The 21395-nt window shown below is 71.6% G+C and carries 22 protein-coding genes; 7 read left to right on the forward strand and 15 right to left on the reverse strand.

Annotated features, from left to right (window positions below; all coding sequences use genetic code 11):
• Positions 1 to 38 precede the first annotated feature (38 nt).
• Positions 39 to 899, forward strand: coding sequence for a ribose-phosphate diphosphokinase (gene prs / locus C463_RS05430; RefSeq protein ID WP_008441772.1), 861 nt, complete (start codon positions 39 to 41; stop codon positions 897 to 899).
• 19 nt (positions 900 to 918) lie between these two features.
• Here prs and C463_RS05435 read toward each other — a convergent pair whose 3' ends face one another.
• The 6 genes from C463_RS05435 to C463_RS05460 form a co-directional block, all read right to left on the reverse strand.
• Positions 919 to 1485, reverse strand: a complete 567-nt coding sequence (locus C463_RS05435) for a maltose acetyltransferase domain-containing protein (RefSeq protein WP_008441774.1) — start codon at positions 1483 to 1485, stop codon at positions 919 to 921.
• Between the two features lie 77 nt (positions 1486 to 1562).
• Positions 1563 to 2717 carry an ATP-NAD kinase family protein gene (locus tag C463_RS05440; protein WP_008441775.1) on the reverse strand — a complete coding sequence of 385 codons (1155 nt, stop codon included), beginning with the start codon at positions 2715 to 2717 and terminating at the stop codon, positions 1563 to 1565.
• A gap of 256 nt (positions 2718 to 2973) precedes the next feature.
• The gene (locus tag C463_RS05445; RefSeq protein ID WP_008441776.1) at positions 2974 to 3672 is read right to left on the reverse strand and encodes a competence/damage-inducible protein A; all 699 of its coding nucleotides are present in this window, start codon (positions 3670 to 3672) and stop codon (positions 2974 to 2976) included.
• 78 nt (positions 3673 to 3750) lie between these two features.
• Positions 3751 to 4533: a DUF5803 family protein gene (locus C463_RS05450; RefSeq protein ID WP_008441777.1), complete on the reverse strand. Its 783-nt coding sequence runs from the start codon at positions 4531 to 4533 to the stop codon at positions 3751 to 3753.
• A gap of 12 nt (positions 4534 to 4545) precedes the next feature.
• Positions 4546 to 5241 (reverse strand): DUF2110 family protein, encoded by a 696-nt coding sequence (locus C463_RS05455; protein WP_008441778.1) that lies wholly within the window; start codon positions 5239 to 5241, stop codon positions 4546 to 4548.
• On the reverse strand, positions 5241 to 5765 hold the full coding sequence (locus C463_RS05460; protein WP_008441779.1) for a transcription factor TFIIE subunit alpha: 525 nt from the start codon (positions 5763 to 5765) through the stop codon (positions 5241 to 5243). Before C463_RS05460 ends, C463_RS05455 begins: the two co-directional genes overlap by 1 nt.
• Before the next feature lie 148 nt (positions 5766 to 5913).
• Here C463_RS05460 and C463_RS05465 point away from each other — a divergent pair, with 148 nt between their 5' ends.
• The gene (locus C463_RS05465; RefSeq protein WP_008441780.1) at positions 5914 to 6879 is read left to right on the forward strand and encodes a hypothetical protein; all 966 of its coding nucleotides are present in this window, start codon (positions 5914 to 5916) and stop codon (positions 6877 to 6879) included.
• A gap of 27 nt (positions 6880 to 6906) precedes the next feature.
• On the opposite strand, the gene C463_RS05470 is transcribed toward C463_RS05465, so the two are convergent.
• Positions 6907 to 8430 carry a PAS domain-containing protein gene (locus C463_RS05470; RefSeq protein ID WP_008441781.1) on the reverse strand — a complete coding sequence of 508 codons (1524 nt, stop codon included), beginning with the start codon at positions 8428 to 8430 and terminating at the stop codon, positions 6907 to 6909.
• A 74-nt stretch (positions 8431 to 8504) separates the two neighbouring features.
• Here C463_RS05470 and C463_RS05475 point away from each other — a divergent pair, with 74 nt between their 5' ends.
• Positions 8505 to 9995 (forward strand): ATPase domain-containing protein, encoded by a 1491-nt coding sequence (locus C463_RS05475; protein WP_008441782.1) that lies wholly within the window; start codon positions 8505 to 8507, stop codon positions 9993 to 9995.
• Positions 9996 to 10010: 15 nt separating this feature from the next.
• Here the strand turns inward: C463_RS05475 and C463_RS05480 are convergent, their stop codons facing one another.
• Positions 10011 to 10700 (reverse strand): tRNA (cytidine(56)-2'-O)-methyltransferase, encoded by a 690-nt coding sequence (locus tag C463_RS05480; RefSeq protein WP_008441785.1) that lies wholly within the window; start codon positions 10698 to 10700, stop codon positions 10011 to 10013.
• 179 nt (positions 10701 to 10879) lie between these two features.
• Between C463_RS05480 and C463_RS05485 the strand changes: the two genes are divergently transcribed.
• Together C463_RS05485 and C463_RS05490 are read left to right on the forward strand one after the other, a co-directional pair.
• Positions 10880 to 11920 carry a phosphoribosylaminoimidazolesuccinocarboxamide synthase gene (locus C463_RS05485; protein WP_008441787.1) on the forward strand — a complete coding sequence of 347 codons (1041 nt, stop codon included), beginning with the start codon at positions 10880 to 10882 and terminating at the stop codon, positions 11918 to 11920.
• A gap of 97 nt (positions 11921 to 12017) precedes the next feature.
• Entirely contained in the window at positions 12018 to 12722 is a 705-nt protein-coding gene (locus tag C463_RS05490; RefSeq protein WP_008441789.1) for a DUF47 domain-containing protein, read from the forward strand.
• Positions 12723 to 12758: 36 nt separating this feature from the next.
• Here C463_RS05490 and C463_RS05495 read toward each other — a convergent pair whose 3' ends face one another.
• Entirely contained in the window at positions 12759 to 15476 is a 2718-nt protein-coding gene (locus C463_RS05495; protein WP_008441791.1) for an AAA domain-containing protein, read from the reverse strand.
• Between the two features lie 148 nt (positions 15477 to 15624).
• Here C463_RS05495 and C463_RS05500 point away from each other — a divergent pair, with 148 nt between their 5' ends.
• A complete protein-coding gene (locus C463_RS05500; protein WP_008441792.1) occupies positions 15625 to 16176 on the forward strand; it encodes a hypothetical protein in 552 nt (183 codons plus the stop codon).
• Between the two features lie 43 nt (positions 16177 to 16219).
• Positions 16220 to 16387 (forward strand): hypothetical protein, encoded by a 168-nt coding sequence (locus C463_RS19155; RefSeq protein ID WP_008441793.1) that lies wholly within the window; start codon positions 16220 to 16222, stop codon positions 16385 to 16387.
• 54 nt (positions 16388 to 16441) lie between these two features.
• Here the strand turns inward: C463_RS19155 and C463_RS05505 are convergent, their stop codons facing one another.
• The 6 genes from C463_RS05505 to C463_RS05530 all read right to left on the reverse strand — a co-directional run bounded on the left by C463_RS05505 (position 16442) and on the right by C463_RS05530 (position 21380).
• Positions 16442 to 16840: a hypothetical protein gene (locus C463_RS05505; protein ID WP_008441794.1), complete on the reverse strand. Its 399-nt coding sequence runs from the start codon at positions 16838 to 16840 to the stop codon at positions 16442 to 16444.
• Between the two features lie 79 nt (positions 16841 to 16919).
• Positions 16920 to 18077, reverse strand: coding sequence for a DUF7118 family protein (locus tag C463_RS05510; protein ID WP_008441795.1), 1158 nt, complete (start codon positions 18075 to 18077; stop codon positions 16920 to 16922).
• A 2-nt stretch (positions 18078 to 18079) separates the two neighbouring features.
• Positions 18080 to 18463: a phosphoribosyl-AMP cyclohydrolase gene (gene hisI, locus C463_RS05515; RefSeq protein ID WP_008441796.1), complete on the reverse strand. Its 384-nt coding sequence runs from the start codon at positions 18461 to 18463 to the stop codon at positions 18080 to 18082.
• 74 nt (positions 18464 to 18537) lie between these two features.
• Positions 18538 to 18990: a GNAT family N-acetyltransferase gene (locus tag C463_RS05520; RefSeq protein WP_008441797.1), complete on the reverse strand. Its 453-nt coding sequence runs from the start codon at positions 18988 to 18990 to the stop codon at positions 18538 to 18540.
• A complete protein-coding gene (locus tag C463_RS05525) occupies positions 18991 to 20325 on the reverse strand; it encodes a DUF92 domain-containing protein (protein WP_008441798.1) in 1335 nt (444 codons plus the stop codon).
• Between the two features lie 275 nt (positions 20326 to 20600).
• The gene (locus C463_RS05530; protein ID WP_008441800.1) at positions 20601 to 21380 is read right to left on the reverse strand and encodes an HAD-IIA family hydrolase; all 780 of its coding nucleotides are present in this window, start codon (positions 21378 to 21380) and stop codon (positions 20601 to 20603) included.
• Between the last annotated feature and the right edge of the window lie 15 nt (positions 21381 to 21395).

The raw sequence follows: 21395 nt of genomic DNA on the forward strand, positions 1-21395 counted from the left end.
AGGAAACTGGTTTACCGGAGTCCGCGGAACGGTCGCCCATGATCGTACCCGGGTCCAGCTCGCAGCAGCTCGCGGCCGCGCTCGCCGAGGAGACGGACCGGGCGCTCGCGACCCCGACCTACGACCGGTTCCCCGACGGAGAGGGGCTCGCCGCGGTGCCCGACTTCGACGCCGACGAGGCCGTGATCGTCGCCGCGACCGACGCTGACGAGGCGTGGGTCGAACTGCTCCAGCTTCAGGACGCCGTCCGCGAGGCCGGCGCGACGGACGTGACGACGGTGATCCCGTACATGGGCTACGCGCGCCAAGACGCCTCCTTCGGCGACGGCGAGCCCGTCTCCGCCCGCGCGATGGCGCGAGCGATCTCGACCGGCACCGACCGCGTCCTGCTCGTCAACCCCCACGAGGCGACCGTCGCCGGCTTCTTCGACGTCCCCGTCGAGGCGGTCGACGCCGCGGGCGTCCTCGCGGACCCGCTCCCGGCCGACCTCGACGACCCGCTCTTCCTCGCGCCCGACGAGGGGGCGATCGACGCGGCCGCGACCCTCCGCGACGCGTACGGCGCCGGCGAGACGGACTACTTCGAGAAGCACCGCGACCGCGAGACGGGTGCCGTCGCTGTGTCGCCCTCCGACGCGCCCGTCGCCGACCGAGACGTGGTGGTCGTCGACGACATCATCGCGACCGGATCGACGATGAGCGAGTCGGTCGGGGTCCTCACCGACCGCGGCGCCGCACGGGTGCTGACCGCCTGTGTCCACCCGGTCCTCGCGGCCAACGCGGTGACGAAGCTCAGCGTCGCCGGCGTCGACCGGATCGTCGGCACCGACACCGTCGAGCGCGGCTGTAGCGTCGTCAGCGTCGCGTCCCCCGTGGCCGACGCGCTCGACGCTCTGTAACCGATCACTCGTTAACTGGTCACTCGTCGTCGTCGATTTCTCGGATCACTTCGGCCGGGTTGCCGCCGACCACCGTCCGCGCCGGCACGTCGTCGACCACGACTGCGCCCGCGGCGACGACCGCGCCGTCGCCGATCTCGACCCCGGGCGTGATCACGGCCCGCCCGCCGACCCAGACGTCGTCACCGACCGTGACCGGATCGCCGAACTCAAGGCCGGTCGCGCGCTCCTCGGGGTCGAGCGGGTGCGTCGGGGTGTAGACGTGGACGCCGGGCCCGAGCATACAGTTCTCGCCGAACGCGATCGGTCCGGCGTCGAGGAAGACGCAGCCGAAGTTCGCGAAGAAGTCGTCGCCGACGCCGATGTTCTCGCCGTAGTCACAGTGGAACGGCGGCAGCACCGTCGCGTCGCCCTCGACGGCCCCGAACAGTTCGCGAAGGAGTCGATCCCGGCGGTCGGTCTCCGTCTGGGCGGTCTCGTTGTACCGCCCGCAGCGGTCCCGAGCGCGCCGGCGGTCGGCGACCAGTTCGGGAGCCGACGGATCGTACGCCTCGCCGGCCAGCATCCGTTCCTTCTCGCGTCCCATACGACTCCCGGCGCGGCCAGCGACAAAGCCCTGTCCGTCGCGTCCGCGCCGGCCGACCGCCGGACGCCGCGGCCGCGTCAGACGATCTTCATCATCCGCGTCTCGAACTTCCCGACGCGGACGCGGACCCAGCCCGCCAGCTCGTCGTCGAGGTCCGGGTCGTCGGTGTCGACGCGGAGCGCGCGCACGTCGTCGAGTTTGGCGCGCGACGCGACGACTCGGAGGTCGCAGCGCCGGATCACTTCCGGCGAGATCTGGGGATTGCCGCGGCCGAAGACGAACCCCTGCCCGCCGATGGGGGAGACGACGATCACGTTCTCCTCGCCGAGCGCGCCGAGTATCTCCGCCTCCGTCGCGTCGCGGACGATCACCTCGCCGTCGCGCCAGACGTCGACGCCGATCGGCGACGGCTCGAAGCCGAGTTCGTCCTTGATCGCGCCGACGGTCGAACCCGGCCCGAGGACGAAGGTGACCCCCTCGCCGTCACGCTCGCGGATGTCGGCCGCGACCCCCTCCGCCAGCGACTCGACGGTCCCGCTCGCGGTCTGTTTCGACGACTGGAGGGTGTCCGCGACGGGGACGTGCGCGACGCCGCGGAGCGTCGGGTTCACCTCGCCCTCTCGGTAGGCGTCCTCGTCGATGTCCATCACCTCGCGGCGCTCGGTCCGCGAGAACGACGCGGCGACCCCGGCGACGTCCTCCGGCGACACCGCGAACACCGACGAGTACACCTTCACGCCGGCGGGCACGCCGAGCATCGGCACGTCGGTCCCTTCCAGCGCGTCCGCGACGTCCGCGGCGGTCCCGTCGCCGCCGACGAACAGGACGAGGTCGACGGGGTCGTCGTCGGCCGCTTCGGATCCTCCGTCTCCCTCTTTGCCCCTGCCGGTCCCAGCGAACGCCCGGACGACCGCCGCGGTGTGGGCCGCGGTCGTCGCCGTCGGCTCGGGGGGCGCCGCAGACGCCGACGCCTCGCCCCCGAACGGGTCGACGACGCGGACCGGGTCGAAGCCGGCCTCGCGGACGACGGATTCGCCCATCGGATCCGCGGCCACCGAGACGGCCGCGTCCGGGGCGACCGCGGCCAGTCGGTCGACCATCCGCTTCGCTCGCTCCGGCGCCCGCGGCTCGGCGCCGCGCTCGACCGCCTCGGCCACCTTCCCATCGGTTCCCTTCAGCCCGACGCGGCCGCCCATGCCCGCGACCGGGTTCACGACGATCCCCACGTACATGCCCGACGTTCACCGCGCCGGCCTCTTAAGCGAGCCGCGTCCCGTCGAGGCGCGCCCGCCCGAGAATCAACGCTTAAGATGCCCCCAGAACAACCCCGAGATATGATCCTCGAAGCCGCCGTGACGGAGCCGCTGCCGATCAGCGCGACCGCGGGCGCGGTCCTGCTCGCGAGCCTCGCGCTCGTCGCCGTGTGGGTCGCGTACCTGTACCGTTAGCGCGCGTCTCCACTGCCGGCCTCCCGCCCTCCGCGGAATCTCAGGCGGACCGCTCTTCGACCGCGTTCGCGTGCTCGCGGACCCACGCCGCCGCGCGTTCCGCCTCCGCCTCGCTCTCGGCGGTGATCTTCACCGTCACGACCTCGCCCGGGTACGAGCCCACGCGCACGTCGAACCGCTCCCGCAGCGACGCGAACCGATCGAGCAGCGCGCTCTCCGGCTCGTCGACGTCGACGGTGAGCACGTGGGTGCGCGTCCCCGCGAACTCGGCTTCGACTATTTCGAACATCGCCTTCATCTCCCCCGGAACGCCGGGCAGGACATAGACGGACTCGACGACGGCGCCCGGTGCGACCCCGGCCTCGTTCGGCAGCGGCCGGCAGTCCGCGGGCAGGTGCGTCGTCTCCGCCGCGAGGTCGCTCCCGCTGTACCCGCGCTCGGCGAGCCACGCGGCGGCCTCCTCGTTCTCGGTCAGGTCGCGCCCGAACGCGGCCGCGACCGCCGCCATCGTCACGTCGTCGTGCGTCGGCCCGAGGCCGCCGGTGACGACCACCGCGTCGTACTCGGCGTGGTATTCGTTCACTACGCGCGCTATCTCGGCGACCTCGTCCGGCACGACGGTCACCCGCCGGACCGTGACGCCGCGGGCGTCGAGGCGGTCACAGAGCCAGGTCGCGTTCGTGTTCTCGGTGTCCCCGACGAGGAGTTCGTCCCCGACGGTGACGACGGCAGCGTTCATACCGGACGCACGCGCCGCGCGGTAAAAAAGGACCGCGGCGCGGGCGGGCGGAGCGGCGACGGTGGTCGGTCCCGCCGCTCAGAGCAGCCCGTCATCGTCCTCGTCGTCCTCGTAGACGCCGAGGCCGAGGTCGCGGCGGCGCTCGCGGAGCGCCTCCAGCTGTCGCCGGAAGTAGGCCGTCCCGGCGACCGCGGCGATCGCCGCGATGACGAGGATGACGCCGAACACCACGAGGTCGCCCTCGCGGTACGACTGGACGACGATCGAGCCGCCCGACACCTCCTCCCAGACGATCCGGTCGCGGTCGCCGACCGTCTCGACGCTGTGGTCGCGCGGCGACACGTGGCCGACGATCGGCACCTCGGTGCTGAACTCCGGCGGCAGCGTCACGGCGTACGACCCCTCGACGTACGCCCGCATCGTGAACCGGCGCGGCGACCCGGCGCCCGAGAACGCCGCCTTGCCGCCCGCCATGTCGTCCGCGAAGCGGATCCACGTCTCGTCGGTCGTCTGTTCGATTTCGCCGCCGCGGGCGCGGAACTCGCTGCCGTTGATCACCTCGCCGTCGGGGTACTGGTACCGGAACGCCTCGAACTCCAGCGGCTGGTCGCCCGCGTACGGCGTCTGCTCGTACAGCCGGATCTCCTCTCGGTCGCGGACCGCGTACACGGCGGTGTACGTCACGTCCGTCGAGAGGTCGAACGCGGCGTCGCGGTCCGTGTCGAAGTCGTACTCGCGGGGCGGCTCGGCGTCGAGGGTCTCGTTCGTCACCTCGCCGCCGCCGGTCGCGTAGCCGAGACAGCCGGCGCTGACCGCGAGGAGGGCGACCGCCGCCACCGCGAGCGCGAAGCGTCTGTTCACGTGTGGATGGGTTCAGACGACGCAGCGCATCTCGGCCGGGAGGTACGAGCCGATGGCGGCGAGTAACCCCGGTGGGTCGGTCCCTTCGGCGCAGACGATGCTCTGTTCGAGGAGTCCCAGCCGCTCGACGGTGACGATGTCCTGCGCGTGGCCCGCGCGGTTCACCGTCGCGCGCGTCTCGCCGCGGGTCGCCGAGTTGACGTTCACTCGGCCGTCGCCGCGCTGCCAGTCGTACAGGCGGTCTCGCTCCGCGTCGGCGAGCCGGCTCGGCTCCGCGTCGGAGTCGCCGGCGTCGCCGCCGTAGACGAACCGCATCGGGAGGTGCTGGACGAGCCCGAACCGCTCGACGACCTGTTGCGGCGAGCCGACGCCGAGACCGAGTTCGTCGGCCGGGACGAACACGTCGACGCCGGCGTCGAGCGTGAACCCGACGTCGTCCCACGATTCGAGGGTGCCGACGTACGTCTCGCCCGCTTCGAGGCCGCCGTCGTGGGCGACGACTTCGCCCCACGTCTCCGCGAGGACGTTGCGCGCGACCGGTGCGTCCTCCCCGCTCACGTCGATCTGGACGAACTCGTCGTCGCGGACGCCCACTTGCCAGTCGACGTCGAGTTCGCCGACGTCGTTGGCCACGAGCGAGTTCATGCCGTCGAGCGCGCGCTCGCGGGCGTCGCCCTCCACGTAGCACTTGGTTGCGAGGACGACCATCAGCCGGTCACGTCCACGTTGAGTTCGTCGCGGAGCCGCTCGATGCGCTGGTCCATCGCGTCGCGGAGCCGGTCGTTGTCCATCGCCTCCAGCGGCGAGCCGCACTCGGGGCACTCGAAGCCGAAGTCCATCGCCTCGCCGAACTCGAAGCGGATCGAACACACCTCACAGAGGTAGAACTCGTGGGTGCGCTCGTACTCCTCGCGCTCCTCCAAGGCGTCGAGCAGCCGGTACATCTCTTCCTGAAGGTTCTCCGGGATGTTGTCGTAGTGGAACGTCCACAGGTACGTGAGCCACCCGGAGTCCTCGTCGCGGACGCGGCGGTACGTCGCCAGGTCGTTCTCGTACAGGATGAACAGCGCGCGCCGCACGTCGTTGAGCTCCAGGCCCAGCTCCTCGGCCAGCTCCTCGTCGGTGACCTCGCCGTCGGGCGGCGCGGCCGCGACCGGCATCCCCGTCGGCCCCACCAGCTCGTGGAGGTACTTCTGGATGACGGGGTCGTTCAGTAGATCCTCAAAAGCCATTACGGGAAACTGGTGGAGGAATCCGGTTAAAACCTCCGAAAGGCGCGGTCGCGCACCGCATTCGAATCCGGAAGGGTCACCCCTTCGCCCCCGTGGCCGACCCGCGGGTCCGGCAGAGCTTTACGCGCCGTGGCTCACACTCGCCCGTATGGCAGACTCGGTCGACAGACGGGGACGACGCGGGCTCGGGGCGCTCGCGCTCCTCGCGGTTCCGGCGGTGCTCGCGGCGGTCCCGCTGGTCCCGCTCGCCGCGCTGCTCGGCCCCGGCGGGCTCGGACTCGTCCCGCTCGGCGCGTCCGGGGGACTGCTCGCGGCCGTCCTCGTCGGCCCGGCCGCCGCCGCGCTCCTCGGCCCGGTCCTCGTCGACCGGCGGATCGCGCGGCTCCCCCGCGCCGACCTCGACGACCGCCGCGCCGACTTCGTCGCCGACCGCGTCGAGGCGCTCGCGGGCGAGGTCGGCGTCGACGCGCCGGAGATCACCGCGGTCCGCGCCGACGCCGCGAACGTCGCCGTCGCGGACGGCTACCGCGGGTCGCGGCTGGTGGTCTCCACGCGGCTGCTCGCCCTCCCGAAGGCCGACCGCGACGCCGCGCTGCGCCACGCCCTCGTCAGGCTCCGGACGCGGCAGGCGCTGCTCACGACGGCGACGCTCCCGGCGCTGGCGGCCGTCGAGACCGCGGCGCTGCTCGCGACCCTGCTCGTGGGGCGCCGCGGCGACCGCACCGCCGCCGACCGGCGCGTCAACCGGATCCACGGGTACGAGCCGGACCGCGAGCGCGTCCCGTCGTGGGCGTACGCGGCCGCCGGCGTCCTGTGCTGGCTGCTGCTCCTCCCCGCGTGGATCCCCGCAACGGTCGGCGATCGGTTCTCCATCGCGGGCGGGCGGCGGGCCGCGGACGCGCTGGTCTCGCGGGTCGGGAGCGAGGACCGCGAGGGGCTCGGCAACGCGGTCGCGTTCGCCAGCGACGCCGCGGGCGCCGGCGACTGGCCCCCGCTCCTCGACCGGCTCTCCCTCGTTTCCATGGCCGACGCCGAGACGGGGCGGGTTCGCGGGACGAGCCGGCAGGAGGCCCGGACGCGGCTCGCGCGCCTCCGTTCGAAGCGGGCGCTGTAGGAGAAGCGGCTCGGAGCATCGGCCGACTCAGGGCCGCACCGGGACTTCCAGACGGACCGTCGTCCCCTCAGCGTCGGTGTCGATGTCGAACTCGCCGCCCGCCTTGGCGACGACCCAGTACATGAGCCAGATGCCGAGCCGGTCCGCGTGGGTCAGCGAGGTCTCGCCAGCCTCCAGCACCTGCGTCTCGTGGTCCGGGATCCCGGGCCCGTCGTCCTCGACCTCGATCGCGATCCACTCCGGCGGACGGCGCTCGACGCGCACCACGACCGACGGCGTCGCCGCGTCGTTGTGCTTCACCGCGTTCTCGGCCGCCTCGGAGACGGCGACGGGCAGGCCCACGGCGGTCGTCTCGATCGGTCCGTCATCGGGGAGCGACAGGGCCACCTCTGCGTCCGGGTAGCGGCTGCGGAGCCGGTCTCGGAGCTCGACCAGTTCGTCCCGGAGGTTGATCGGGTCGTCGAGCCCGGGCGCGGAGACCGTCTCGTCGACGGTCTGGACGGTGGAGGCAATACTGATGAGGTCCGCGGCCGTCTCGGAGATGATGTCCAGCGACCGCCGCCGCGACTCCTCGTCGGGGTCGCCTTGGAGGAGGTCGGTGTACCCCTCGATAAGGTTCATCTTGTTCCGAAGGTTGTGGTTGAGTACCCGGCCCATCACCTCCAGCCGCCGCTCACGGATCTTCCGTTCCGTGATCTCCGACTGGAACCCGACGTAGCCCGTCACCTCGCCTGCCGCGTCGCGCAGCGGCGCGATGGAGAGCCGGTTCCAGAACTTCTGGCCGTTCGCCCGGTAGTTGAGGATGTCGACCTCGACCGGCCGGTCCTCGTCGAGCGCCCGCCGTATCCTCGCCCGGGGCTCATCGCCCGTGTCCGGCCCTTGGAGGAACCGGCAGTCCTCACCGAGCACCTCGTCGCCGTAGCCGGTCACCTCCTCGAACCGCTCGTTGTGGTATATCAGGGGGTTGTCGTCGCCGTCGCCCGCCCGCGCGAGGGTGATCCCGACGGGCGCCTCGTCCATCGCCCGCTCTTTGCGCCGCAGTTCCGCGACGGTCCGGCGGAACCGAAGCGACGTCCGCCGCCGCTCGATCAGGTTCGAGACGCGCGTCACGAGCGCGCGGCGTCCGACCGGGAGCTCGACGACGTCGTCGACGCGCTCCCACGCGGCGTGGCCGAGATCGGCCCGCGACCCCTCGCTCACCAGCAGCACGAACGGGAGGAACGCGGGGTCGGCGCGTCCGCGCCGGGCGTCGACCGCGTCCGCAGCGGCCTCGAAGGCCCCGGCGTCGAGGAGACAGCAGTCGAACTCGCTCTCCAGCGCGTCCGGTGAAGCGCCGGTCCGGACGGCGTATCGCTCGGAGAGCGCTTCGGACAGGAGTTCGCGGTCGCGGTCGTCGTCCATCAGGAGGAGGACCGTCGCGCGATGGTCGTCCGGCTCCCGCGCGGTCCGGGACGCGCCCCCGGCGCCCTCGACGGGGTCCGCGGCCGCGCTCGCTTCGGGGCGGCCCGCGGCCTCGCCGCCGCTGGACTCCGCGTCCGGCTTCGAGTCCATCTCGATGTAACTGAAGGGGGGGACGCACTAAGAACTACCCCATATATATCACGGTCGCGGCCGAGTACCACGGTATGACAACGTCGCTATCTGATCGAGTATCGACCGGCGTCGACGGTCTCGACGAAGTGTTGTCCGGGGGGCTCGTCCCGACGCGGAGCTACATGGTCCGCGGACAGGCCGGGAGCGGGAAGACCATTCTGGGGTTCCACTTCCTCCAGCGGGGGATCGAGGAGGGCGAGACGGCGCTGTTCATCAACCTCGAAGAGGATCTCCGCGACCTGAAGGCGAACGCCGACTCGCTCGGCTTCGACACCGACGCCATCGAGTTCCTCGACCTGAGCCCCGGCGCGGACGCGTTCGTCGAGGACGAGTCGTACGAGGTGTTCGCGCCCTCGGAGGTCGAACGCGAGCCGCTGACCGACCGGATCGTCGAGGGCGTGACGGCGGTCGACCCCGACCGGGTCGTCGTCGACCCGCTGACGCAGCTCCGTTTTCTCCTCTCCGACGACTACCAGTTCCGGAAGCAGGTGGTCGGGTTCATGCGATTCCTGAAAGACAGGGGGGCGACGGTGCTGTTCACCGTCCAGAACACGCCGTCGCTGCCGACCGACGACCTCGAGTTCATCACGGACGGGACGATCCGGCTCGACGCGGGGGCGTACGGCAAGACGGTCAGCGTCCCCAAGTTCCGGGGGTCGTCGACCCAGAGCGGGGACCACGCCTACCGGATCACCGACGCGGGAATGGAGGTGTTCCCCGCGCTCCAGCCCGGCACGCGCGAGACGGACCTGACGTTCGAGCAGGTCTCGTCGGGGATCCCCGAGATAGACGAGTTGCTCCACGGCGGGATCGAGCGCGGCACGGTCACCATCGTGAGCGGCCCGACCGGCGTGGGGAAGACGACCCTCAGCACGCAGTTCATGAAGGAGGCCGCTGGCCGCGGGGAGCGCTCCGTGATCTACCTGTTCGAGGAGAACCGGGAGACGTTTCTCGCCCGGTCGCGGGCGGTCAACATCCCCGTCGACGAGATGCTGGAGAAGGGGACGCTTCAGGTGACGGAGGTGGAGGCGCTGGAGCGGTCGCCGCAGGAGTTCGCGCGGATGGTCCGCGACGAGGTCGAAGGGGAGGGGGCCGACATCGTCATGATCGACGGCATCGCCGGCTATCGGCTGACGCTGCGGGGCGAGGACGAGCAGATGCTCCAGCAGATGCACGCGCTCGGTCGCTACCTCAAGAACGCCGGCGTCACCGGCGTCTTCATCGACGAGACGCGGAACGTCACCGGGGAGTTCCACGCGACGATGGAGAACATCAGCTACCTCGCCGACAACATCGTCTTCCTCCGGCACTTGGAGGTCGGCGGCGAACTCCGCAAGGCGATCGGGGTCCTGAAGAAGCGAACGAGCGACTTCGAGCGGACGATCCGCGAGTTCAAGATCACGGAACACGGGATCACGGTCGGCGAGCCGATGTCCGGGCTCCGCGGCATCCTGAGCGGGACGCCGGAGGTCGTCGAGCGGGACGCGGTGCGCCGGGCGGAGGGCGGCGACAGCGACGAGTAGTCGATTAGGGGCGGCTCAGTCGCGGTCGTCGGGCTCGTCGCTCTCGTCCTCGCCATCTCCTTCCGAGTCCTCGCCATCTCCTTCCGAGTCCTCGCCATCTCCTTCCGAGTCCCCGCGAGTCCCTTCCGAGTCTCCGTCCGCGTCGACCACCGTCTTGCCGGTCGCCTCCGGCACGACGCGCCGGTCGGCGTCCGCCCACTCGCGGTCCAGTTCCGCCCCGTCGAACAGGCGGTCGAGGAAGACGGCGAGCCCCGCGACCTCCGAGTGCGGCTGGTTCGTCACGCCCACGTTGAAGTCGGCGCGCTCGTACAGCGCCCACGGCACCTTCTCGCCGCCGACCACGACGAGGAGGTCGCGCGGCGCCGACGCCTCCCCGAGTACGTCCGGCTCGTCGAGACCGACCGCCTCGCGGATCGCTCCCGCCACGTCCTGAACCTGCTCGCCGTACATCGTGAGGTGGACGACGACCCCCTCGAAGTCCCGGACGATCGCCTTCTGGTCCTCGCGCAGTTCGACCGCGAACGGCCCGCCGAACCGGCCGGTGATGTCGCGGACCGTCTCGGCGGACTGCCCGGCGTTGTCGGGGAAGATCACCCGGTCGGCCCCGAGCGCCCGCGCCGTGAGGCCGACGTGCGTCGTCATGCGGTCGTCGCGCCCCGGCCGGTGGCCGTACCGGAGGACGACGACCTCGCGCGTCTCGTTCATGCCACGGGCTGGGAGGCCGACCCGGGTGTCGCTTTCGATGCGAGCGCCCCGCGGTCGACCCCTCGGATCCGCGCTGGAGCCGAAAATCGATCCTCAGACGTGGATCAAATCGATCCGAAATCGGGCGAGGTGACCACGTAACTGAAAGCTTCATGTGGGAGGCGGTCGCGGTGTGACGCATGACGAGCGTCAAGGAGTTCCGCGTCGACGAGCCGGCGACCGCCGACGGGCTCGGTCGGGGGCGGTTCGTCTTCACGGACGCCTACTCGGTGTTCGACTGGGGGCAGATGCCCGACGCGATCCCGAACAAGGGGGCGAGCCTCTGTGCGATGGGCGCGTTCAACTTCGAACTGCTGGAAGCCGAGGGCGTCCCGACCCACTACCGAGGGGTCGCAGACGCCGACCCCGGTGATATCGTCCCGCTCGACGAGGCGACCGCCCCGCCGACGGAGATGGCCATCGACCTGACGCAGGTGCCGGACCTCCCGTACGAGGGGCCCCACGCCGGCTACGATTACGACGCCTTCCACGCCGCGGGCGGCGAGAACTACCTCGTGCCCCTAGAGGTCGTCTTCCGCAACCGGGTCCCCGTGGGGTCCAGCCTCCGGCGCCGCCGGGACCCCGCGGACTTCGGCCTCGACGACCTCGCCCACGGCGAGTGGCCCGCCGAGCCGGTCGACCTCCCGGAGCCGGTCGTGGAGTTCTCGACGAAGTACGAACAGCAGGACCGGTACCTCTCCCGCGCCGAGGCCGAGGAGGTCGCTGGCGTCGCCGACGTCGACGCGCTCGAATCGCTCGCGCGCGACGTGAACCGCGTCGTCACCGAGCGCGCCGCGGCGGCGGGGTTCGTCCACGAGGACGGCAAGATCGAGTGCCTCTACGTCGACGGCGAGCTCCGCGTCGCCGACGTGGTCGGCACCTTCGACGAGAACCGGTTCTCCTACGGCGGCCGCGGGATCTCGAAGGAAGTCGTCCGCCAGTGGTACAAGGCGAACGACCCGGACTGGGTCGCGGCCGTCAAAGAGGCGAAGGAGTCGGTCGCGGGCCGCGAGACGGACGACTGGCGCGAGCTCTGCGACCCCGACCCCGACCCGCTCCCGCCTGCGGTCGTCGACGCCGTTTCGGACCTGTACGCGGCCGGGACGAACGCGTACACCGACCGCGAGTGGTTCGACGTCCCCGATATCGAGGCGGCGCTCGACGCCGTCGACGCGCTGTAGGGCGCGGTCCCGAGAACCGATGGTAGCGACCGTCGGACCCTCACGATCGACGACACGCGAGGGAACCTCTTTACCGCCGACGCGCGTGGATTCGCGCATGTCCACCGATGCTAACTTCGGGGAACGGTTGGAGACGCAGACCGTCGCGTACCTCGACCGGATCGACGACTGCGTCGCCCTCCTCCCGCGGGCGCTCGACGAGTACGCGAGCGAGGGCGCGTACGACGAGACGGTCGACGAGATAGCCGCCGTCGAGAGCGAGTGCGACGAGCTCGTCCGCGGGCTCACGGCGCTCATCACCGACGCCGGACCCGACGACATCGGCCTGCTGAACACGCGGATCAACTTCAACGAGTCCGCGCTGCTCGACTTCTACAACGAGCTCGACGTGGTCGCGAACCACACCGAGCGGATCGTCCAGGAGGTGGCGATGATGCGCCCCGACGCGGGCGTCGAACCGTTCGCCGACATGCGGGAGATGGCGACGCGGATCGCCGAGATGACCGCGGTCCTCGGCGACGTGGTCGCGGGGTTCGTCAGGGGGCTCGCGCGCGCCGACGCCACCGAGACGCTCGCCGAGGGAATCGACTCGATCCGCGCCCTCGAAAGCGAGTGCGACGACCTCCGCAACGACGCCATCGAGACGGCCTTCGCCGACGGCGCGATCGACCAGCCGCTCGTCTACCGGGAGCTCGCGATCCTGCTGGACGAACTCGCGAACACGATCGAGGACCTCACCGACCGGATCGTCGTGATCGCGAGCAAGGAGCCGGGGATCGTCACCGACGCGGACGAGTCGTAGCGTAGCCCAGCCGGCCCCCGCGTCGCGCTTCCGGGCTCACCGCCGCGCCCAGTCGAGCATCCGCGCGTAGAAGGGGTCCGTGCCGAGCGCGTCGGCGTCTCCCACCAGCGTCAGCTGCTTTTTCGCCCGCGTGAGCGCGACGTTCATCCGCCGGTGGTCCTCGAAGATGGGCCCGTCGAGGTCGCCGGTCGCGACCAAGGACACGACGATCACCTCCTTCGAGGAGCCTTGGAAGCGGTCGACGGTGTCGACCGTCACGTCGGTCCGGCGACCGATCTCCGCGACCTGCGCGCGGAACGGCGCGATCACGCCGATGTCGTCCGGCTCGACGCCCGCGGCGACGTAGGCGTCGACGATCGCGGCGACGCGTTCCGCCTCGCGCACGTTTCGGTTGCCGTCGCGCTCGCCGTCCGGGTCGACGAACCCCACGCAGCCGGTCAGGTCGGGCGCGAGCGCGTCGGGGTCGACGCCGAGGTCCGCGAGCGTCTGCCCGGCCACCTCGGGGGTCGCAGGGCGGAGCGCGCCGTCGTAGAACTCCGTCGAGGCGAACGCCTGTATCCGCTGGCTCATCCGGTACTGGCGGTCGAGCATCACGCTCGCGTCGGGGTATTCCTCGATGAGGCGCTGGAAGAGCGAGGTCTGGAGGTCGTTCTCGGCGCGCACGACCGGTGGAAGCTGCTCGTGGTCGCCGACGAGCACGAACCGGTCCGCGCGGTTGATCGCGGCGTGGGTCCCCGGCTCCGTGAGCTGGGAGGCCTCGTCGACGAGGGCCACGTCGAACTCGCACTCGCGCATGACCCGGGAGCCGCAGGCCGCGGTCGTGGCGGCGACGACCGGCGCCTCGCGAAGCTCGGCCGCCTTCGCGTTCGGCTCGCCGCGCTGGACGAGCCGCACGTCCAGCATGTCCTCGCGGACGCCGGTTTCGGTCCCGACCCGAAGCACCTCGTCGAACCCCTGGTCGCGCAGGGCTTCGAGCGCGTTATCGACCGCGCGGTTCGTGAACGCCGACAGCAGCACGCGGTTGCCCTCCGCGACCAGCGCGCGGATCGTCCGGGCGATGGTGTACGTCTTCCCCGTGCCCGGCGGGCCGTGGATCAGCGCGCAGTCCTCGGCGTCGACCGCGAGCTCGACGGCCTCGTTCTGGGCGTCGTTGTTGTCGATGTAGGCGTCCGTGTCCGGATCGTCGGTCCCCGGACTGCCCGGCGGTCGCTCGGTCGGGTCCCGGAACTCGGGCTCCCGACGGCCGAAGATCACGCCCTTGCGGTCGGGGTCGCCCTTCAGCACGGCGCCGTGGAGCGCGGTGAGCGAGCGGTCGACGGATATTTCCGAGGGATAGACGTCGAGGCGGCGCAGTTCGACCGGCTCGTCCGTCTCGACGACGACCTCGTCGCTCCCGAGTTGGGTGATGCGGCCGAGTTCCGCGTGGCCGGAGACGGGGTCGTCGTCGCTCGCGAGCGCCACGTCGCCCTCGCGGAGCTTCGAGACGGCGTCGTCCGGCTTCCGGGCGCGCAACTCCCACCGGGCGTCGTCGATCTCGGTCTGCGCGACCGGCTCCAAGCCGATCAGCGCGCGGTCGTCCGCGGCGCGCTCCTCGGGGGTCTGCTCCCACAGCTTCCGGTACTCGGCGTGGGTCTCGCGGCGCTCCTCTTCGAGGGCGACGTAGAACCGGTCGAAGTAGTCGCGCTCCGCGTCGGGCACCGGCGTCCCGACCTGTCCCGCCTTCGACTCCTGGTCGAGCCGACCGGAGACGACCATACACGTGTCCTGCTCGAAGCAGTAGCTACACGTCGCGTCCGCCTCGTACCCCGTCGGGACGGTGGGACGCTCGCCGGGGTCGTTGAGCCCGCGCCACTCCATCGCGGCGAGGGCGTTGCGCTCGCGGACGACGAACTCCAGGAAGCCGCGCCCGACCGTGAACTCCTTGGCGGGCGCGAGGTCGCCCGACTCCTCGTTGCGGTCGAGGGCGGTGTTCTTCGTGTACAGCAGCGTGCCGATGTCCGGGTCGACGCCGCGCTCGTCGAGCATCAGCGCGTAGCAGGCGGCCTGGACCTTGTCGTGGAACCGCGGCTCCCGCTTGGTGTTCTTCCCCGTCTTCAGCTCGACCGGCGTGCCGCGCCGGAGCGCGTCCGCGCGCCCCTTCAGCCCGAACGTCGGCGAGATGAGGGAGAACTCCGAGCGCCACGTGTCCTCGTCGCTCAGGGTGCCCTGCGCGAGCCACCCCTCGACGGCGGCGGCGTTGCGCCGCACCTCGTCTTCCACCTCCGCGGTCTCGTAGCCGAGGAGGCCGAGTTCGAGGCCGGCCTCCGCGACGCGGTCTTCGACCGAGGCCTCCAGCTCCATCCCGCGGAGCAGGTCGCCGAACACCTCGTGGACGATGGTTCCCTTGACGACCGGGTAGTTGAGCGGGACGCCCGAGAGCTTGTTCAGGTAGTACATCCGCGGGCACTGGACCCACGAGCGGATCCCCGTCACGTCGACGAGGAAGTCGGGTTCGAGGACGACCCACGACTCGTCGGTCGTCGCGTACCCCGTCTCCCCGCGGTACTCGTCTTCCTCGGGGTCGGTGACGAGCAGTTCCATCCCCGGCTCGGCGTGTTCGGCGGTCTCCGTCCACTTCCCCCACAGCGTCACGTCGACCGGGTCGCCCGCGCCGCGGTCGGGCCGGATCCGCACCTCGCGAAGGTCGCGCTCGCCGTACGACGTCGACACCGTCCGCGCCTCCCCGACGGAGACGATTGGCCCCCGAACGTTCACGTCCCCGCTCGGCGGCGGCACCGAAAAACGCTGTCGGTGGGCGGGGTGGCAGGCGACGCGCGCCGCCGACGGGTCGCGGCGCGAACGCCCGTCGGCCCCGCCGGCACCGACACGCTCTTGCGCTCGGGTTCCCGAACTCTCGACCGACATGCGCGTACGAGACTGGGACGACATCCTCGCGGACGTCGCGAGCGACGCGACCGATCCCGACGGCTGGCGCGCGGTCGCCGGCTCCCGCCGCGGCGGCCTCGGCGAAGACCTCTACTTCGGCCACCCGAGCATCGGTCTCTACCACCTGAAGACGTACGCGAAGAACCCGCGCGACCTCCGCGGCGTCGGCGCGCAGGTCGCCCGGCGAGTCGACGACGGGCTCGACCCGCTCCTCCCGGACGCCGACAGCGACGGGCGGTTCGCGGTTCAGTCGGCGCCCGAAGACGAGGCCCACGCCGAGGAGATGGCGACCCGGCTCACGGAGGCGCTGCGGGTCCACGCCGAGGCGCCGACCGACCCGGACCACCTCTTCGAGGACGTGATGGAGGCCGTCGAGTCGCCCGCGTTCGGCCCGATGGAGTACGAGTTCGACGGCCGGCCCGACGAGCTCGACGAGCTCTCCGACACCTTCGAGGAGGCCGAGGAGCTGCTCACCAGCGAGCTCGACGACCTGATCGAGGACGACGACGTCGACCGCGGCTTCCACTGAGGCTCGCCGTATCGATTTTGTCGCTCCGACCCCAACGGGGCGTATGGGATTCAAAGAAGACACGGCGAACGGCATCATTTCCCTCGGCATCGGCGTCGCGGTCACCTGGTTCACCGCCGGCGACGGCGACCACGACACGACCGACCTCCTCCTCGCGGTCGCGATCAGCTCCTTCCTCTCGGGCTACTTCACGAGCTACTTCGCGAAGTGACCCGCGGTCGGTGACGGGCGAGTCGTCCGGTGACATCCCGGCCGACCGCCCGCCTCAGATCGCCGTCACCCACGCCCGGTACTCCCCGTCGAGGTCGTACACCTCGCGGAAGGCGCGCTCGACGAATCCGGCGACGCGGTTCGCGTCCGACCGCGCGGTGACGACCGCGTTCGTCCCCTCTGCCTCCTCCGGGCTCACGAGTTCGTCGATGCGGAACTCGGGGAACTCGTCGAGGAGCGCCTTCAGGCGTTCCAGCTCCTCGTCGGTACAGTCCATGATGAGCTCCGTCCCGGCGAGCTGGATCCACGGCGGCACCTCGCCGCCCTCGGTGTCGTCGCTGTCGGGGTCGACGTCGACGGTCATCACGTCGCCGGAGCGCGCGCGGTGCGCGGCCGCGGCGTCGGCGAACAGCTTCAGCCGCTCGTCCTCGCTGGCCGCGTCGAATCGGGTCATACCACCGCTCGGCCGCGACGGGGCTTAAAAATCCGCACTCCGCGGCGGCGAGGCCGCCAAAGACCGCGCCGGGTCGGACCTACTCTCGCTCCGTTTCCGCCAGCACGTCGTCGACCACCGAGAGCGTCTCCTCGGCCTCGGCGAGCCGCTCGGTCGCCTCGCCGCGCTCGATCAGCGCGAGGTCGTCGCCGTCGAGCGCGTGGCGCACCTCGGCGCCGCGCCGGAGCCGCTCGTACTCGTCGCTCCGGGCGAGCTCCCGGACCGAGCGCAGGGTCGCCACCGTGTCGTCGTCCGCGATCCGGCCGACGAGGGGGACGAGTTCGTCGATTTCGTAGGCGAGCTCGTCGCCGGGCTTCGGCGGCCAGTCGAGCGTCAGCGGCTCGCCGTCGAGGCGTTCGAGGTACGTCCGGTGGACCGCGACCGCGGTGCGGAGCGCTCCCGGGTCGTCGACGTAGTGTTCGAGCTTGGAGTTCGTGTAGTCCGCGTACTCCAACAGCGTCGCGGGCGGCTCCTCGCCGGCCGCGTGGGTCTCGACGTACTCCGCGAGGTCGGTCGGGGGCACGTCGGCGTCGACGAACGGCGTCCCGTCGGCCCGGTCGAGGAAGTCGAACACCTCGCGGGCGGACGTCGACTTGAAGAACTCCCGGAACGCCTCTCGGATCCCCTCGTCGTACGCCTCGATCGGGTCGCGGAGGCGGTCGAGGTCGGCGTCGAGGTCGGCGTCGGCCATCTCGGCGACCTCGCGCAGTTCGTCGAGCCGCGATTCCAGCCGCTTGCGGGCCTCCTTGGCCGCCTTCCGGCCGGCCCGGTAGTCGTCGACCGCGTCGTCGTACGCCTCCAACAGGTCGACGAACTCCCCCGCCGGCTCCAGCGCCTCGCGGGCGGCCGCGAAGTCCTCCTCGGAGAGCCGCCGCTTGTCGACCGCCTCGTCCGCCGCCTCGAACGCGTCCGCGGCGGGCATGTCGTCGTCGACGTCGACCGCGTCGCCGAACTCGCCCCGGAACCGGACGTACGACTCGAAGTCGCCGGAGCCGACCGCGTCCTCCTCGAACCGGTCGAGGATGCGCTGCGCGCGGCGATACGCGTCCGCTGCCGCCTCGACGCGGTCGCGGCCGCGGTCGTCGATCCGCGACTCGATCCGGCGGAGCTCGTCATAACGCTCGCGGAGCCGCGCGGCCGCCTCCCCGGCCGCGGCCACGGGGTCGACGTCGTCGCTCGCTGCGACGGCCTCGGCCATGGTCAGTACACCTCGTCGGGGTCGAAGACGCGCTCGCCGACGTGCTCGCCGTCGATCGTCCGGTGGAAGCACGAGCGGTGGCCGGTGTGGCAGGCGCCGCCCGCCTGGTCGACGAGGTACAGGAGGGTGTCTGCGTCGCAGTCGACCCGGACCTCGCGGACCGACTGGGTGTGCCCCGAGGTGGCCCCCTTGTGCCACAGCTCCTCGCGGGACCGGGAGTAGTAGTGGGCCTCGCCGGTCTCGCGGGTGCGCGAGAGCGCCTCGGGCGAGACGTACGCGAGCATCAACACCTCGCCGGAGTCGGCGTCTTGGGCGACGGCCGGCACCAGCCCGTCGTCGCCGAAGTCGACGTCGATCGGCTCGGCCTCCGCGTCGGCGTCACTCATGGCTGTCCGGAGGCGTGGCGCTCGAATAGTCCTTGTGCCTGCGGTCACCGCGCGGGAGCGTCGACGGCGAGCCGCTACGGGACGCGTCGCAACAGGATCCCGTCGCCGTCGGCGTACGCGTCCGGCCGCCGCTCGACGACCTCGAAGCCGAGCGACTCGTACAGCGAGAGCGCCGCGTCGTTGTCCGGGTGCGCCTGGAGCGTCACCGGCCCGTCGGCGTCCGCGATCGCGGCGCGGAGGAGCCCGCTCGCGCGCCCCTCGCGCCGGAAACCGGGCGCGACGACCAGTTCGGCGAGGTGAACGCCCGGCCGGTTCGGCGCGTCCACCGGGAGCAGGTAGCCGACGACGCGGCCGTCGGCGACGCTCACGCGGGCGGCGCCCACCGCGAGCCCGTACTCCAACAGGTCCGGACTCGGCTGCCGGAGGTGCGACTGGAGGTCGCGGATCCGGTCGGCGTCGGCGGGGCGCCCGGGGCGGACTCGGGAGCCGGAACCGTCCCCGGTGTCGGGGTGGTCTTCGCCCGGCACTCACACCACCGCCCAGAGGGCGACGGCGACGACCCCGCCGCCCAGCGTCGCGAGGAAATTCACGGTCTGGTTGCCGATCCGGTCTCCCTCGATCAGGGCGCCGAGGAGGCTGTCGACGGTCATCCCGGCGACGCCCGCGGCGACGACCGCGCCGCCCGCCGCGACGCCGCCCGGGACGACCGGGTCGAGGAGGGGTGTCCCGCCCGCGGCGAGGGCGCCGACGAGCAGGGCGCCGGAGAGGCCGGCGAGTTCGCCCTGCCAAGTGATCGCGCCGTCGGTGCCCGGTTCGACGCGGCGGAGCGTCGTCACCAGCCGCGGGCCGTCGAAGAGGCCGCCGATCTCGGAGGAGAGCGTGTCTGCCATCGCGGTCGCCGTCGCGCCCGCGAACGCGAAGCCGAAGGGCGCGGCCGGGACGGCGAGGTGCGGCGCGGTCGCGTAGCCGACCACCGCCGCGAGCGCGACCGCGGAGTTCGCCAGCACGTTGCCGGTGCCGCGGGCCCCCTCGTTCTCTTGGGCGACCCCCCGGGCCGCCTTCTCGTCGAACCGGTACTTCGAGGCGAGGCCGCCGATCGCGTAGAAGGACATCAGCGTGAGGAACCAGCCGACGCCGCCGAGGACCACCGCGAGCAGCGCCGAGACGACGCCGGTGAGCATCCCGGCGACCGAGGCGGTGCCGATGGCGAAGGAGACGTAGCCGAGCGCGCCGGTCACCGCGAGGCCGACGACGATGAGCGGGGCGTCGACGGTCGGATTCAGGACGAGGAACCCCCACGTCACGAACGCGACGAGAATCGTCGTGATGTGCGCGTCCCGAGAGAACACCAGCGAACGGACGAGCGCGGCCGTCAGCGCGGCCGCCGCGGCGAGGAAGACGAGGACGGGGACCGTCTCCGCGTCGACGGGGGCGCCGGTCTGGAGCCGCACCGCGATCTGTCCGGCGAGGGCGGCGGCCGTTCCGGCGACGACGTAACCCGCGACGAGCGGGAACTCGTCGGTCGTCCGCCGGGAGACGAGCGTTCGACCGAGGCGGCCGACGCCGACCGCGAGCGTCGCGGCCGCGAACGCCTCGTACGGGAGCGGCGCGCGTGGCAGCGAGGCGAACAGCGCGAGGCCCGCGCCGGCGAGCGCGAAGGAGACGAGCCCGTAGAGGCGCTCCGCCTCGCGGTCGCCGGGTAACGCGAGCGTCTCGAACCACTCCCCGTCGCGGACGCCGAAGAAGGCCGCGCCGGCGACGGCGAAGAAGGGGACGGCGGCGGCGGTGTCGAGCGACGGCGCGAGGACCGCGAGCGCGGCCACCGCGGCGAAGACGCTCGCGCGTCGGAGCCTCCGTATCACGCCTTCGGCTACCCCCGACGACCACTTAACGGTCCCGACAGCCGTCGGGCGGTCGATCGCGGACCGGAGCGGCCGCGACGCCGCCCTCAGTACCGGTACTCGTTGAACTGGACCGCGTGTCCCTCCAGCACGCGGACGGACTCCTCCGGATCCTCTTCGTCGTCCCCGCTCCGGCTTTCGTGTGAGTCAACCACTCTCATGTGCGAGCGGTACGCTCGCTGGAATATAACTGTTTCCCACACGATGAACGTTATTGGCGGCCCTTTGTGCGGCCCTCAGCCGACGACGCGGTCGATCTCGCCGAGGTGGTCGATCACGTGATCCGGGTCGATCGCGGACGCGGCGAGGTCGTCGTCGTCGGTGACGCCGGACCGGACGAGGACCGTCGTCATCCCGGCGCGCTCGCCCAGTGCGATGTCCGTGTCGAGCCGGTCGCCGATCACCAGACACTCCTCGGCGGGGTAGGGGAGCCGCTCGCGCACCATCTCGATAGCGGTGTCCGAGGGCTTGCCGAGGACCGCGTCGGGGTCGCGCTCGGCGACGCCCGCTATCGCGTTGATCACCGCTCCCGACCCGGGCATGTCGCGCTCGGGGGCCGGGATAACCACGTCGGGGTCGGTGCCGATGAACGGGATGTCGCGCTCCAGGGCCCACAGCGCGGTACAGAGGTCGTCGTAGTCGAACCCGCGGTCGATGGAGGCGACCAGGGCGTCGGCGGCGTCGACGTCGTCGGTCGTCGAGAGGCCGGCGTCCGCGAACTGGTCGAGCAGCCCCGGGGCGCCGATACAGAGCAGGTCGTCGTCCGCGTGGTGTTCCCGGAGGTACCGCATCGTCACGCTGCCGGCGGTGAAGACGCGGTCGGCGTCGATATCGTACCCCGCCGCGCCGAGGCGGTCGACGTACGCCGGCGGCGCCTTCGTCGGGTTGTTCGAAACGAACAGGGGCTCGATCCCGGCCTCGCCGAGCCGCTGGTACCCCGCCGGGGCACCCGGAATCGGATCGTCGCCGCGCACGACCGTGCCGTCGACGTCGATGACGGCGCCGCTGTATGCCATACTCCGAGTGGGGGC

The organism is Halorubrum californiense DSM 19288 (assembly GCF_000336875.1).
In the GTDB taxonomy this organism is placed as follows: Archaea; Halobacteriota; Halobacteria; order Halobacteriales; family Haloferacaceae; genus Halorubrum; species Halorubrum californiense.

Excerpts from the sequence above, each read along its gene's own strand:
- C463_RS05445 (WP_008441776.1), bottom strand. The coding sequence starts at position 3,672 with ATGAACGCTGCCGTCGTCACCGTCGGGGACGAACTCCTCGTCGGGGAC.
- C463_RS05440 (WP_008441775.1), bottom strand. The coding sequence starts at position 2,717 with ATGTACGTGGGGATCGTCGTGAACCCGGTCGCGGGCATGGGCGGCCGC.
- C463_RS05435 (WP_008441774.1), bottom strand. The coding sequence starts at position 1,485 with ATGGGACGCGAGAAGGAACGGATGCTGGCCGGCGAGGCGTACGATCCG.
- hisI (WP_008441796.1), bottom strand. The coding sequence starts at position 18,463 with ATGAGTGACGCCGACGCGGAGGCCGAGCCGATCGACGTCGACTTCGGC.
- C463_RS05475 (WP_008441782.1), top strand. The coding sequence starts at position 8,505 with ATGACAACGTCGCTATCTGATCGAGTATCGACCGGCGTCGACGGTCTC.
- C463_RS05505 (WP_008441794.1), bottom strand. The coding sequence starts at position 16,840 with ATGACCCGATTCGACGCGGCCAGCGAGGACGAGCGGCTGAAGCTGTTC.
- prs (WP_008441772.1), top strand. The coding sequence starts at position 39 with ATGATCGTACCCGGGTCCAGCTCGCAGCAGCTCGCGGCCGCGCTCGCC.
- C463_RS05480 (WP_008441785.1), bottom strand. The coding sequence starts at position 10,700 with ATGAACGAGACGCGCGAGGTCGTCGTCCTCCGGTACGGCCACCGGCCG.
- C463_RS05530 (WP_008441800.1), bottom strand. The coding sequence starts at position 21,380 with ATGGCATACAGCGGCGCCGTCATCGACGTCGACGGCACGGTCGTGCGC.
- C463_RS05490 (WP_008441789.1), top strand. The coding sequence starts at position 12,018 with ATGTCCACCGATGCTAACTTCGGGGAACGGTTGGAGACGCAGACCGTC.
- C463_RS05460 (WP_008441779.1), bottom strand. The coding sequence starts at position 5,765 with ATGGCTTTTGAGGATCTACTGAACGACCCCGTCATCCAGAAGTACCTC.
- C463_RS05465 (WP_008441780.1), top strand. The coding sequence starts at position 5,914 with ATGGCAGACTCGGTCGACAGACGGGGACGACGCGGGCTCGGGGCGCTC.
- C463_RS19155 (WP_008441793.1), top strand. The coding sequence starts at position 16,220 with ATGGGATTCAAAGAAGACACGGCGAACGGCATCATTTCCCTCGGCATC.
- C463_RS05500 (WP_008441792.1), top strand. The coding sequence starts at position 15,625 with ATGCGCGTACGAGACTGGGACGACATCCTCGCGGACGTCGCGAGCGAC.
- C463_RS05470 (WP_008441781.1), bottom strand. The coding sequence starts at position 8,430 with ATGGACTCGAAGCCGGACGCGGAGTCCAGCGGCGGCGAGGCCGCGGGC.
- C463_RS05510 (WP_008441795.1), bottom strand. The coding sequence starts at position 18,077 with ATGGCCGAGGCCGTCGCAGCGAGCGACGACGTCGACCCCGTGGCCGCG.
- C463_RS05455 (WP_008441778.1), bottom strand. The coding sequence starts at position 5,241 with ATGGTCGTCCTCGCAACCAAGTGCTACGTGGAGGGCGACGCCCGCGAG.
- C463_RS05485 (WP_008441787.1), top strand. The coding sequence starts at position 10,880 with ATGACGAGCGTCAAGGAGTTCCGCGTCGACGAGCCGGCGACCGCCGAC.